The 14,779-nt window shown below is 31.5% G+C and carries 11 protein-coding genes; all 11 read right to left on the bottom strand.

Translation table 11 applies throughout. The annotated features are described in order from the left end of the window. Positions 1-621 precede the first annotated feature (621 nt). Complete coding sequence (gene lysS, locus MOO46_RS07205; RefSeq protein WP_249510996.1) at positions 622-2,127, bottom strand: lysine--tRNA ligase; 1,506 nt, start codon at positions 2,125-2,127, stop codon at positions 622-624. An 81-nt stretch (positions 2,128-2,208) separates the two neighbouring features. After that, complete coding sequence (dusB, locus tag MOO46_RS07200) at positions 2,209-3,204, bottom strand: tRNA dihydrouridine synthase DusB (RefSeq protein WP_249510995.1); 996 nt, start codon at positions 3,202-3,204, stop codon at positions 2,209-2,211. Positions 3,205-3,273: 69 nt separating this feature from the next. Further along, the gene (hslO, locus tag MOO46_RS07195; protein ID WP_249510994.1) at positions 3,274-4,179 is read right to left on the bottom strand and encodes an Hsp33 family molecular chaperone HslO; all 906 of its coding nucleotides are present in this window, start codon (positions 4,177-4,179) and stop codon (positions 3,274-3,276) included. Between the two features lie 82 nt (positions 4,180-4,261). After that, positions 4,262-6,184 carry an ATP-dependent zinc metalloprotease FtsH gene (ftsH, locus tag MOO46_RS07190; protein WP_249511727.1) on the bottom strand — a complete coding sequence of 641 codons (1,923 nt, stop codon included), beginning with the start codon at positions 6,182-6,184 and terminating at the stop codon, positions 4,262-4,264. Positions 6,185-6,376: 192 nt separating this feature from the next. Continuing rightward, positions 6,377-6,919 carry a hypoxanthine phosphoribosyltransferase gene (gene hpt, locus MOO46_RS07185; protein WP_249510993.1) on the bottom strand — a complete coding sequence of 181 codons (543 nt, stop codon included), beginning with the start codon at positions 6,917-6,919 and terminating at the stop codon, positions 6,377-6,379. 21 nt (positions 6,920-6,940) lie between these two features. After that, on the bottom strand, positions 6,941-8,308 hold the full coding sequence (gene tilS / locus MOO46_RS07180) for a tRNA lysidine(34) synthetase TilS (protein ID WP_249510992.1): 1,368 nt from the start codon (positions 8,306-8,308) through the stop codon (positions 6,941-6,943). Between the two features lie 82 nt (positions 8,309-8,390). Next, positions 8,391-8,849, bottom strand: a complete 459-nt coding sequence (locus MOO46_RS07175) for a S1 domain-containing RNA-binding protein (RefSeq protein ID WP_249510991.1) — start codon at positions 8,847-8,849, stop codon at positions 8,391-8,393. A gap of 92 nt (positions 8,850-8,941) precedes the next feature. Further along, the gene (locus MOO46_RS07170) at positions 8,942-9,316 is read right to left on the bottom strand and encodes an FtsB family cell division protein (RefSeq protein WP_249510990.1); all 375 of its coding nucleotides are present in this window, start codon (positions 9,314-9,316) and stop codon (positions 8,942-8,944) included. Positions 9,317-9,393: 77 nt separating this feature from the next. Then, complete coding sequence (locus tag MOO46_RS07165; protein WP_249510989.1) at positions 9,394-9,666, bottom strand: RNA-binding S4 domain-containing protein; 273 nt, start codon at positions 9,664-9,666, stop codon at positions 9,394-9,396. A gap of 14 nt (positions 9,667-9,680) precedes the next feature. Then, positions 9,681-11,246 (bottom strand): putative polysaccharide biosynthesis protein, encoded by a 1,566-nt coding sequence (locus MOO46_RS07160; protein ID WP_249510988.1) that lies wholly within the window; start codon positions 11,244-11,246, stop codon positions 9,681-9,683. After that, positions 11,236-14,763, bottom strand: a complete 3,528-nt coding sequence (gene mfd, locus MOO46_RS07155; protein WP_249510987.1) for a transcription-repair coupling factor — start codon at positions 14,761-14,763, stop codon at positions 11,236-11,238. Before mfd ends, MOO46_RS07160 begins: the two co-directional genes overlap by 11 nt. Between the last annotated feature and the right edge of the window lie 16 nt (positions 14,764-14,779).

The raw sequence follows: 14,779 nt of genomic DNA, 5'->3' as shown, positions 1-14,779 counted from the left end.
TCTAAATTATAAGAATCCTTACACATCATCGATTATCAATCTTGTTCAGTTTTCAAAGATCTACTTATTAGTTATCTGCTTCATTGAGCAGCTTTTTAATTATATCATGTTAACAACTTAACGTCAACAACTTTTTATAATTATTTTTTATTGCCGTTTGCTTTATCAGCAACGCAACAATAATTATTATGCCATCTTTACAAGTAAAAGTCAACAACTTTTTTTAATAAATATTTAAACAACTTGTAAAATTTGTTACCAAAATGACAACAGGAACAATAATATCAAGAATAAACACTCACGTCAATAGAAATAAATAAAAAAATTTATAATTGTTTAATGGAGCAAATAATTTCCTATATTCCAGAGACTATTGGTTACCTAATTTCATTTATTAGCCCAAAGTCTTTTCTTAATCAAATAGGTAACTATAAATTGATTTTATTATATTTATACTTTTTACCTAGTTATTGATTCATATGAATGTTTGTTATCGATCATAAAAAAAGCACCTCCGAATTATATTATTTTACAAAATTAAAATAATAATTTTATCAAAAGTGCTTTTATTTATCTGCTCAATATTATAATTTCAGTTAATTGTAAGAATTTTTTATATTACTATTCTTCAGAATTATCTTCTGGTCTCATAGTTGGGAATAATAAAACATCTCTAATTGATTCAGCATTAGTTAACAACATAACTAAACGATCAATTCCAATACCTAATCCACCAGTAGGAGGCATACCATATTCTAGAGCTTCAACATAGTCCAAATCTACAGGTTGAGCTTCATCATTACCTTGAGCTTTTTCTGCTGCTTGGGCTTCAAATCTAGCTTTTTGATCAATTGGATCATTTAGTTCAGAGAACGCGTTAGCATATTCCATTCCAGAAACATATAATTCAAAACGATCAGTAAATCTTGAATCATCAGCATTTTTCTTAGCCAATGGTGAAATTTCAACTGGATGACCATAAATAAACGTAGGATTTTTAATCTTAGGTTGAACTAATTCTTCAAAGAATTCATTAATAATGTGTCCAACTTTCCAGAAATCCTTGTATTCAATATGATGTTCATCAGCTAATTTACGAGCATCTTCTAAACTCATTTCTTTCCAGAAATCAACGCCAGTGTATTCTTTAATAGCATCAACCATGTGTAAACGTTCAAATGGCTTATTAAAGTCTACTTCGTCACCTTGGTATTCAATGATACCATTGTCTGACACAACTTTAGATGCAGACTTAAAAATACCCTCAGTTTCATCCATTACATCATGAAAATCAAAATATGCAATGTATGATTCTAATTCAGTAAATTCTGGGTTATGATCTTGATCCATTCCTTCATTTCTGAACACACGGCCGATTTCATATACTCGTTCCATTCCACCAACAATTAATCTCTTAAGATGTAATTCTAGTGCAATGCGTAAATATAAATCAATATCTAGTGCATTATGATGAGTAATAAATGGACGCGCATTAGCACCACCGGCTTGGTTATGCAATACTGGAGTTTCAACTTCTGTACAGTCCATTTGATTATCTAAGTAGCTACGAATAGCTGAGATAATTTTAGTACGTTTTTGGAAACGATCAAAACTATCACGGTTTGCAATCAAGTCTAAATATCTTTGACGATATTTTTGTTCTTTGTTTTGTAGACCATGATACTTATCTGGTAATGGACGTAATGCTTTAGCTAGGAAAGTAACATGAGTAGCTTTAACAGTAAGTTCACCCATGTCAGTCTTAATAACTTCACCTTCAAAGCCTAAATGATCGCCAATATCAGAACGTTTAAAGATATGGTAAGTTTCTTCACCAACAACATCTTTTCTAACGTAAAGTTGAATTTTTCCTGAACGATCTTGTAAATCAGCAAAACCGACTTTACCTTTACCACGTTTTGCAATCATACGACCAGCAATAACAACTTTTTTATCTAGCTGTTCTAAATCTTCCTTTGTTGAATCGTTATATTCTTCATGTAATTGTTTAGCTAAATGAGTACGTTCAAAACGACTACCGAATGGATCGATGCCTTCTTCTCGTAATTCATTCATCTTTTGGCGACGAACTCGCAATTGATCATTCATTTGCTTTTCTTTTGCCACAGTAATACCTCCATCAGAATAAATTATTTTCTATAATAATAATACCATAAATTATCTTCAAACCATTAATTTTAATTAAAACTATGCTTTGGTGACTGTTTTTTTAAGTGATTTTTCTAAAAATTTATCGAAGATATCATTCATTTCTTGTTCTGTATCAGCTGAATTTAAAGCAGCTTTAGTTCTTGCGGAATGTCTTAAACCTTTCAAATAGTATGCAGCTTGTCCTCTAAACTCACGGGGACCAATAAAGTCACCTTTAATGCCTACTAATCGGTGCAAATGTTCCTTAGCAGTCTGGATAGTTTCTTCAACAGAAGGTTCTGGTAAAATTTCACCAGTTTCCAAATAATGAGCGGTTTGTTTCAACATAAATGGATTACCTTCGGCAGCACGCCCAATCATAACGGCGTCACAGCCAACATAATCAAGCATTTCTTGCGCCTTTTGCGGAGTTGTAACATCACCATTACCCATAAATGGAATGGTTAATTTATCAGCAACTGCTTTTAAAACATCCCAGTCAGCACTACCTTGGTACATTTGCTTTCTAGTTCTTCCATGCATAGCAACTGCTGATGCTCCAGCTTTTTCAGCCATTAGAGCATTTTGTACAGCATAAATATGGTCTTCATCCCAACCAGTTCTCATCTTAACTGTAACTGGTTTATTAACAGCAGAAGTAACTGCCTTTACCATTTCATAGACCTTATTAGGATCCAATAACCATTTCGAACCAGCATCAGTTTTAACAACTTTGTTAACTGGGCATCCCATATTGATATCAATAATATCAGCTTCAGTTTTTTGATCAATGAACTTAGCACCCTCAACCAATGTTTCTTTACTTCCACCAAAAATTTGAATACTCATTGGATGTTCTTTTGCATCAACATTAATCATATCCAAAGTTTTTTGATTATTGTACATAATTCCACGATCAGAAATCATTTCACAGACAACTAATCCTGCATTAAATTCTTTACAAATCATTCGAAAAGCAGTGTTAGTTACTCCTGCCATTGGAGCAACCACTACTTGATTGGGAATTGTAACATCGCCAATTTTCCATTCCATAAATTTCACCTCATAAAATAATCATATATCTATCTTGCTAAACATAATAGCATATAAATATAAAATCAACTATTTTTCATCACCTTTTATCTTAGATGAAGCTGCTACTTCTAATTTTTTTAAATTGTCTTCACTAAAATTATATTCAGTTTCACAAAAGTTGCAAACAACTTTCGCTCCATGATCTTCATCAATCATCGCTTTAATTTCTTTTGCACCAATTCCCACAATTTCGTTAGCAAATTTTTCTTTTGAGCAATCACATTTAAATTCAACCGGTAGATTTTGTAGTAATGTTAAATTATCTTCACCAAAAATTAATTTAAGAATATCTTCAGGTTTTTGCTTTGATAAAAATAATTCAGAAATCATTGGAATTGATTTCAAACGTTTTTCCAAATTAGCAATAGCATCATCAGAAGCACCTGGAAGAACTTGAATTAAGTACCCTCCAGCTGCACCAATTGTTCCATCTTCATTTACATAAACTGAAACTCCAACTGCTGAAGGAATTTGTTCTGATTGAGCCAAATAGTAAGTAAAATCATCCCCAATTTCACCAGACACTAAATCAACATTACTAGTATAAGGCTCATCGCCTCCTTGACTCTTCATTACTTGAAGTGTTCCATTATGACCAATAGCACCACCAACATCTAATTTATGATGAGAATTTAAAGGTATATCAACATGTGGATTATGCATATAACCTTTAACATATCCATTAGCGTCAGCATCAACTACGATTGTTCCAGCAGGACCATCTCCCATTACTTTAACCGTCATACTTTCCTTCCCTTTTAATACAGAAGATGAAAGTAATAAACTGGCAACTAAGCTTCGTCCTAACGCTGCTGATGAAGTAGGCCAAGTATTATGATCCTTTTGTGCTTCACTAACTAAATCTGTGGCTTCCATTGCATATGCCCTAAACATTCCATCTTTAGTGACACTTTTTGTTAAATAGTCTGTCATTATAATAACCTCTTTCGATATTAATATATTTAAAAAACGTGAGTTAAATTATAGCATTTAACCCACGTTTTTATTAAATCAATTATTCTTGATTATTTGAATCATTATTTTCTTTTTCTTCATCATTTTTTTCTAATTCTTTTTTTGATTCTTCAAATGATGAATTTTCATTTGTTTCATTATTTTCTTCTGGCATTTTACCTGTACGGTATAAGCTTAAGATTTGCTTTTCATCAAGTGTTTCGTATTTGATTAAAGCATCAGCAATCGCACGATGTTGTTCACGATGACTTTCAATAATATCATGAGCTTCACCATGTGCTTCATTAATAAAGTTTCTAACTTCTTCATCAATAGTTGCTGCAGTCTTTTCAGAATAATTACGTGCATATGGATCTTGAGTAGGACTTTCTAACTGAACAGTTCCTAATTTTTCACTCATACCATATTGTGTAACCATAGCACGAGCTAAATTAGTTGCTTGTTCAAAATCATTAGAAGCTCCTGAAGATTCTGAATTAAAGATAATTTCTTCGGCAGTACGACCACCCATTAATCCAGCAAGTTGTTCCATTGCATTCTTCTTAGACATTAATTGTTGGTCTTCCCTAGGAAGCATAATTGCATATCCGCCAGCACGACCACGAGGAACAATCGTAACTTTGTGAACAACACGAGCATCATTTAATACTAATCCAACAATTGTATGTCCAGCTTCGTGATTAGCAACGATATTTTGTTCTTTCTTGCTAACAACTTTATTCTTCTTAGCAGGTCCAGCGATTACACGATCTTCAGCTTCATCTAATTCAGAAGGTCCAATACTATCCTTATTGCGACGAGCAGCTAATAAAGCAGCTTCGTTTAACAAGTTAGCTAAATCAGCACCCACAAATCCAGGAGTTTGCTTAGCAATTTCATGTAAATCAACATTATCAGCAACTGGCTTGTTCTTAGCATGAACTTTCAAAATAGCTTCTCTACCACGAACATCTGGTTGACCAACCAAGACCTTACGATCAAAACGACCAGGTCTAGTTAAAGCGGGATCTAAAACATCAGCACGGTTAGTAGCAGCTATAACGATAACACCATCATTACCTGAGAAACCGTCCATTTCAACAAGTAATTGATTAAGCGTTTGTTCTCTTTCATCATGGCCACCGCCCATACCGTTACCACGTTTTCTACCGACAGCATCAATTTCATCAATGAAAATGATGGCAGGACTGTCTTTTTTAGCTTGAGTAAACAAGTCACGAACACGACTAGCACCAACACCAACGAACATTTCAACGAAGTCAGAACCTGAAATGGAGTAGAATGGCACTGCTGCTTCACCAGAAACCGCTTTGGCAAGTAAAGTTTTACCAGTACCAGGAGGTCCTTCTAATAAAACACCATGAGGAATTTTAGCACCTAGTTTGGAGTATTTCTTTGGATTCTTTAAGAATTCAACAACTTCAACTAGTTCTTGTTTTTCTTCTTCTTCACCAGCAACATCTGAAAATTTAACATCACTATGTGTAGGCTTAGCTTTAGATTTACCAACACCCATGATGCCACCTTTACCACCGTTCTTACCACCGGCTTGGTTCATCATAATAAAGAAGAAAATCAAGATAATAATCATCGGAACAATTGAAATTAACAAGTTAGTCCAAAATCCACCATTAGTATCCGCTTCTTTTGCATTCATGTTAATATTGTTCTTTTTAGCATAATTAGTAATTTCAGAAATAGTACTATTATTCTTCAATACATTGGTCTTAAAAGAAGAAATTTTAGTAGTTTTCTTAGAATTACCAAATAATAGATTACTGCTATCAGAAGTACTTTCTTGTGCTTCTCTGTATTTCCCAGAAATGTTATAAACACCATCAGAAGGTTGAACAGCAAAATCCTTTATCTTATTATCTTTTAATTGTTTAACAAACTGACTAGATTGAATTTCTTGGTTTTGAGTTTGTCCTTTGTCAGAGGTGGCAAAGAAAAAGACTCCCATCAAAATCAAGAAAGCAACAATGTAGAACAGACTGTTTTTGAATATTCCATTGTTATTACGCAATTAATTGCCTCCTGTTCTAATTATTTTATTTAATGATAATTATATCACTAATAAAGAAAGATATTTTTTAGTTAGTATCTAAACTTAGACACAAAATATATATTATCATTTTTTTGTTTTATAGACTATCTATTTGTCTGAATAAACTTCTGGTTTTAAAACTCCTACATAAGGTAAATTACGATATTTACCTACATAGTCCAGTCCATACCCTACTACGAATTCATTAGGAACTTCTAGTCCAACATAGTCAGCCTTGGCTTCAACTACTCGACCTTCTGGTTTATCCATTAGTGTACATACCTTAATCGATTTAGCACCACGATCTTCCAATAAATCTTCTAAATATTTTAAAGTACGGCCTGTATCAATAATATCTTCAACAAATAAAATATTGCGTCCCTTTACATCAATATCAATATCCTTCATAAGTTCAATTGAACCACTTGAATGAGTACCGCCATGATAACTTGATACATCAATAAAATCGATATCCATATATAAATCAATATCTCGAACCAAGTCAGTCATAAAGAAAATAGCACCTTTTAAGACACCGATAACTATTGGATTTTTCCCTTGATAATCTGTAGTTATTTGATCACCAAGTCGTTTACATGCGTTTTCAATATCTTGCTCACTATATAGGGTCTTAAGAATGTCGTTATTCATTATGTTCTCCTTCCAAAAGCTTTACTTAATGATTAAATTATATCTTTTATTACTGTGATTTAAAATAGTTGATTCACTATATCCTAAAATTGATAAGACCTTACCCTTAGCGGTCAACAATGTTTGAGCAGTTTTTCTAAGGTCGTTAGGAACCTTCTTATTAATGAAAATTCGCTTAGCGAATTGATGTCCACCGCTTTTTAAAGTTATTTTATCCTTTTTATCGGTAAGTCTAACACTTAATGGAAAATCATCTGCAGATAATGAAAATATTGAAACTCGTGAATATTTATCAACAGATTTTATTTCTTTATCAGTAAATAATACAGATTTTCCATCTAATGTAGTAAACCATTGGTTTAATGGTACCACAAAGTTATCTGATTTTAATAAATTCACATTATTATTTTTATTTAAAAGGCCAAATTTATTATAACTTTTATAAATTTGATATTCATTAGATAAGTCAATTTTAAGTTGTGGTTTTGAATCAGCCGATAAGATTTCAATAATATTGTACATATTATTATTATTAGCTAGCGCTGGATTATTTATGGGATTTAAAATTGTTTCTAAAATACTAAACTTAACGTTTTTTGAATAACCATTAAATAATTCTAAATTATAGCCACCATCTGGTAATTTTAATTGATCTAATAACCTAAAAATTAAATCATTATTGGTATCAATTATTTGATTCAGTTGTTTCGAAAAGTTACCCAAATGTTTAATGACTTGTGGATTCTCTTTTTCCATCATTGGAATAATTTGATGACGAACACGATTTCTTTGAACATCTAACTCTTGATTAGTGGAATCCTCAAACCATTTAATGTGTTTTTCAATCGCATACTGCTTTAATTCTGATTTTTTAAAATCCAACAATGGTCTTAGTAAAAAGCCATTATTGAATTTACGAATTCTTTGAATTCCACTAATTTGTTTTACATATGAACCACGAATTAATTTCATTAAAATAGTTTCTGATTGATCATTTAAATGATGCGCTGTTAATAAATAATTGGCAGAATATTTAGTCATAATTTTTTTAAAAAAACTATATCTATATTGCCGCGCAAAATTCTCAATTCCATTAGTTGGATGATTTTTTTGTTCCCAAATACCAATTTCACATTGTAAATCGTTATTCTTACAAAAACTTTCAATATAAGATTGCTCTTTTTCACTTTGTAATCTCAATTTATGATTAATATGCGCTACGATAATTTTGGGTCTAACATTGTCTGGCAGATGAGTCATTAAGTATAGAAGTACCATTGAATCAACTCCTGCTGAAACTCCTATAACGACTTTATCTAAGGGACTAAACCACTCATTATTAGTAATTAAATTGAAAAATTGTGTGCTTAATGTCTCACCATCTTGCATCATTTTTCTCCTTTATATAATTAAAAAATTTGGATAAAAAGAAAATGATTAAGGAATGAATGTCCTCAATCATTTTTTAATTTTAGCTACGACGACCGCCACGGCCACCACGTTTGCCTTCTGTATTCTTCTTAATTGTTGCTAGTCGACTTTCACTATCCTTTATGAAATTATTCATTAAGTCATCGAAACTAGCCTTTTTATTTTTATGGTTATCGTTATTATGACGATGGTTATTATTGTGACCAAACTCATGCTTTGAATTACCATGATTATTAGAATGGTGTTCAGGTTTTCTTTCTGATTCTGGTTTTGCCTTTCTTATTGAAAGAGCAATCTTACCATCATCACCAATTTTCAAAACCTTAACTTGAACTTCATCGCCAACTTTTAAAACATCTTTAATGTCTTTGATATAGCTGTCAGAAATTTCACTAATATGAACTAACCCGGTTTTATGATCGCCTAGGTCAACAAATGCTCCAAAATTAGTAATCCCTGATACTTTGCCGGAAATTTTTGATCCAACTTCAATTGCCATAAAAAAATTGTTCCTCCTAAAAAAGTAAGTATATTAAGTATAGCACCATTATAGATATTATTGTACAAAAAAAATGGTATTTTTATACCATTTTAATTTTGTGTGACATCTCTTGATACATCACCTGGTAAACCATAAACTGTTTCACCTGGTTTTGTATAATAGTATTTTTGACGAATTAATTTTTCTAAATAATCATTACTATAGAGTTGCTTTACATTTTGCTTTAATTCTTTATTCTTCTCACTGCTATTTTTTAAAATAACTTCACTACGTGCTTTTTTACTAGCTAAATTACTAGACTGCATCTTAGTATTTATCAATTGATAACTAAGAATCAAAATAACTACCAAAAAAATTGAAACTAAAATAACCCCACGTTTTTTACGCATTTTAATTATTTTAGCGTGCCTGGAATTAGTTATCTTTTCATAATTATTATTCAAATGATGTACTTTATTTGGCATTATCTAGCAACCTCCCTAATAAATATTAGTATAATCATTATTTTAAATAAAATAAACACTTAAAAGCAAAAATAATACTATTCGTTAGAAAAATCACGTTCATATTGTTCATCTAATACAGTGTACATACGATCTGCATCAGCTTTCTTAGTTGTTTCAAAAAGTTGATTAACTTTTAAAGTTAAGGTTTTGTTACCAAATTTAATTACTAATTCATCATTAGATTTAACATCAGTGGATGATTTGGCAATACGGCCGTTTAGTAGAATTCTACCTTGATCAGAAATACTTTTAGCTACTGTTCTGCGTTTTATAATTCTGGCTGTCTTTAAAAATTTGTCTAATCTCATAAATTAAATTCCTCCTAATCTTTAATAAATCTATTTATTATTGGGACTGACTTCCACTCTTCATCACTTAGTATAGTAAGTTTTTTTGCAATTAAAATAAATAAGGCTGCTCCAATTGGAATCAAAATAAGCAATGAAACTAATGATTTTAATCTAAGACTATGCATTGGTAAATAATTATAAATCATATCAGATAAAATTAATTCAACTACCATCATAATAACAGTAGTTACTATTAATTTAATTGTGAACATCATTTTATTATTCATTTTTAGTTTAAAATTAGCAAAACAGATTTCTAAAATTAAAATAATCAACAAACTAAAAATCGTTGAAAAACTAGCCCCCATTATTCCAATTTTGGCTGTTAAAAATTCAGTTGTTAAAAATTTAAATAATATTCCTACTCCAATTGAAATCGCAGCAACTTTAAATTGGTCTATACTTTGTAAAATACTACTATAAATTGTAATAATCGTTGTGATTAGAATACTTAAACAATAAACACTAATCGTATGACTTTCAGTTTGACTGTTAAACAACAACTGATTAATTAATGGCATCAAGCTAATCATTCCTGCCGTAATCGCAACCGTTAAGAAAATGCTCACATGCATAATATCATTTGCAATATTGTTAAAAGTTTTATGATCACTTTTTTTATATGCCTGACTTAAAGAGGGTAAAATTGCACTAGAAAAAGATGTTGCAAAGACTAGTCCTAATTGAACTAAGGTTTGACCACGATCATATATTCCTTTAGATACTTGCGAATCAAACATTGATAAACCCGAAATAACTAATCCTTTTCTAACTGTAAAAGAGTCAACAAGTTGCAATAATACCATTAAAGATGCCAATAAACATAAGGTTCCACCTTCTAAAAATAACTGCTTAGTTAAGTTGGAATATGATATCAATTTAATTTTGGGTAAGTTACCAATCCATTTTTTAAAATAAATCAATAAAACAGCTAATGAAAAGATTTCAGCAATTGGTACTGCTAACATAGAATATTTACCAACAGTATACGGATCAATTCCACTATGCATTCCAATATATGCAGCTAATAAAATCACAGCAACTCTTATAATTTGTTCAACCACTTGAGAATATGCGGTGGGTTTCATAAATAAAACAGCTTGAAAATAGCCACGTAGGCTTGCTAAAAATGGCGTAAATAAAAACATCCAACTAATTGCTCTAATGATAATGGATAGTTTTGCATCCCCCATTAAATGAGCAATATTCAAAGAATTTAATTGTAAAATTAAAAAAATTATCATCCCAAAAATAGATAAAGAAATTAAAATTTGTCTTAATAAAGCTTTTTTATTTTCATCATTACTTTGCTCAGCAATCAATCTTGAAATGAAAATTGGTAATCCTGATAAAGCCAGTGTCATCCCAATGCCATAAATAGGATAGACCTGCTGATAAATATAAAAACCTAAGTTACCAACTAAATTTTGGAATGGAACCCGATAAAAAGCACTTAAAACTTTACTAATTAAAGAAGCGATTGATAAAAGCATGGCTCCCTTCATTAGAGCTGCTAATTTATTTTCACTATTTTTCATTATTTAAAATACCTGTATGTTCCTTATCTAAATCTAAAACAAATTTCATTAATTCGTTTAACCACTTATCTTCGCTCATCGTCGGTTGAACGATGAGTGTAATTTGCATTTTACCATCAGCTATCCCAATCATCGAACGAAATGAAGTTGCAGCAATGGATTTTAATACCTGTTTACTATCATAAAAGTCAGTTCCCATTTTAGATAGCGTAATTACTAATTGTTGCTTTCCTTTAGTAATACTTTGAATAAGAGCAGTTCCTGCATACATCTTAATCCGACTAATCGTCATTAGATTTTCAACTGCCTTAGGATAATCACCAAATCGATCAATCATATCAGATTGTAATTCTCGATACTGATCATCATTATTCATTTGACGAATTCGCTTATATAATTCAATTTTTTGTTGTGAATCCTGAATATATTCATCTGGTAAATAAGCCTCAACATCTAAATCAATATGAGTTTCAATTTTGGCATCAGTTTTACGCCCACGTTTTCTAGCTACTGCATCTGATAACATTTCAGTGTACATATCATAACCCACTGAATCTACAAATCCAGATTGTTGTTTTCCTAGTAAGTTTCCAGCACCACGTAGCGATAAATCACGCATCGCAATTTTAAAACCAGAACCTAATTCAGTAAAATCACGAATGGCTTCTAGACGATTTTCAGAAACTTCGGTTAATACTTTATTAGGTTTATACATAAAGTATGCATAAGCAACTCGATTAGAACGGCCAATTCTTCCACGAATTTGGTACAACTGTGACAATCCCATATGATCAGAATTCTCCACAAATAAAGTATTTGCATTAGGAATATCAACACCAGTTTCAATAATTGTAGTCGTTACTAAAACGTCATATTCACCATTAACAAAATCATATAAAACAGTTTCCAACTGATTTTCAGTCATTTGTCCATGAATATAGCCAACTCTTGCATCTGGTACTAATGACTGCAAATGACTAACCGTTTTTTCAATATCGGCAACTCGATTATGCATATAAAAGACTTGACCACCACGACTCATTTCACGATTAATTCCCTCTCGAATAGCACCAGCATTTTCTTCCATTACATAGGTTTGAATTGGATAACGATTGGCTGGTGGGGTTTCAATAACGGATAAATCACGAACACCCATCATTGACATATTCAATGTTCTAGGAATTGGGGTTGCTGTTAGCGTTAAAACATCCACATTCGATCTTAATTCCTTAATCTTTTCTTTATGTTTAACTCCGAAACGTTGTTCTTCATCAACCATTAATAAGCCTAGGTCTTTAAACTTAATATCTTTAGACAAAAGACGATGGGTTCCAACTACAATATCGATACTACCGTCTAACAATCCATTCTTAGTTTCCTTAACTTGTTTCCTAGTTCTAAATCTTGATAAAACTGAAACATTAACGGGGAAACCTTCAAAACGATTTAAAATAGTTTCATAGTGCTGATGTGCTAAAACAGTTGTAGGAACTAAAAAAGCCACCTGTTTGCCAGCTTCCACTGCTTTAAAAGCGGCATGCAAGGCAACTTCAGTTTTACCATAACCAACATCCCCAACTAATAAACGATCCATTGGTTGTGGTTGCTCCATATCGTGCTTAATTTCCTCAGAACTACGAACCTGATCAGGTGTTGGTTCATATGGAAAAGCAGCTTCAAATTGATCTTGATACTCATCATCTTTCGGAAATGCAAAACCTTTTTGTGAAGATCTTTTAGCATAAAGATCGATCAAATCGTCAGCAATATCCTCAATTTTATTTTGTACCTTACGTTTAGTTTTCTGCCATTCACTACCACCAAGTTTATTTACTCTTGGATGACGATCTTCTGAAGATACATATTTTTGAATTAAATTTAGTTGTGTAACTGGAATAAACAACTGAGCATTATCACGATAAGTGATAGTAATATAATCTTGATGTTTACCATCGACCTCCATTGTTTTCATTCCATCATATCGACCAATTCCATGGTTAGCATGAACAACATAGTCACCAGCCTTTAAATCAGTATAACTTTTAATTCTTTGCGCATTCGAAAAAGTCTGACGTCGTGGTCTTCTCTTATGGACTTTAGCAAACATTTCTGATTCAGTAATCACAACTAACTGATTAAGTGGAATTTCAAAACCATTCTTCAAACGTTCTGAAACTATTTGCACTTTATGTGGAATAATATTATCAGCACTATTTTGCAATGTCTTAATTTCAAAATCATTTAAAGTTTGGGTTACTTTTTGCATCCGATTTTTATCTTTAACCAATATAATTACTGTTGAACCTTGTTTAGACCAATTATCAATTTCAGTTTTTAATAATGGCATTTGACCAAAGAACTTTTGCATTGGACGAACTTTAATATCATTCAATTGAGTTAACTTAATATTGCCTAAGCCTTTTTGGAATAGTGAAAATAATATTTCAGATTGTTTAATTTTACGAAATTGGTCCTTAAAATCTAATGTAATATTATCAGTTGATAGAAGTTCAGAATGTTCAAGCTTCTCTTCCGCCCAATTTTGTTCATCAGTCATTAATTGACGATCTGAATCCAATAAACGACTATAATCGTCAAATAAAATTACTCCATCATTAGGAACATAATCAAATATTGAACTGGGATTACTAAATAACTTTTTAGCATATAATAACCAATTATTATTAAAAATACCTTTTTTCATATCATCAATAATTGATTCAACCGTACTTGAAAGACGTTTTTTATCTTCGGCATTTTCAATCGATGATATTCTAAGTTTTAATTTATCATTAATTGATTCGGCTGCTTTTTGTCGTTCATCTTCACTAACTACCATATCATTTGCAGGTAAGACATTAATATTGTCAATATTTTCTAAACTTCTTTGGTTAGAAATATCAAAATAACGAAGTGAATCTACTTCAGTATCAAAGAAGTCAATTCTAACTGGGTATTCAGAATTTAGTGGATAAATATCAACAATCGAACCTCGAATAGAAAATTCACCTGGTGCAGCAACCATTTTTTCAGGTGAATATCCCATTTGATATAACATTATTCTTAATTTTTCCAGATCAATATCCATTCCCAATTTGATACTTAGCTTAGATTCAGAAAAGGTTTTGGAATCAGGTAGATATCTTTTTACTCCTGAGACAGAAGTAACAATGATTTTAGGTCCATTACTTTGAAGAGCATCTAAAGCTAGAACCCGATCAGCTTTATATTCAGGTGAACTGGTTGCCATCTCAGCGGCAAGAACTTCTTCCACAGGGAATGATAAAACATCCTTTGCTGGTAAAATATTTTGCAAATCTTCTACAATATCAGAAACCCTCGATAGAGAATCAGTAACAATTAAAAATGTCTTTTTAGTTGACTGCATTAAAGTAGCAATTAACATCATCTTAGCAGAACCTGACAATCCGGTTACTAACTGACGATGTTTGGGTTTTAAATCATCAATTATCGAATCATATTGTGGTAATTGAGAGAAAAATTGATTAATTTCCAATTGTAATTCCCCCTTT

The organism is Apilactobacillus apisilvae (assembly GCF_023380225.1).
GTDB classification, from domain to species: Bacteria; Bacillota; Bacilli; order Lactobacillales; family Lactobacillaceae; genus Apilactobacillus; species Apilactobacillus apisilvae.
This window is presented reverse-complemented; position numbering and strand designations above follow the sequence as displayed.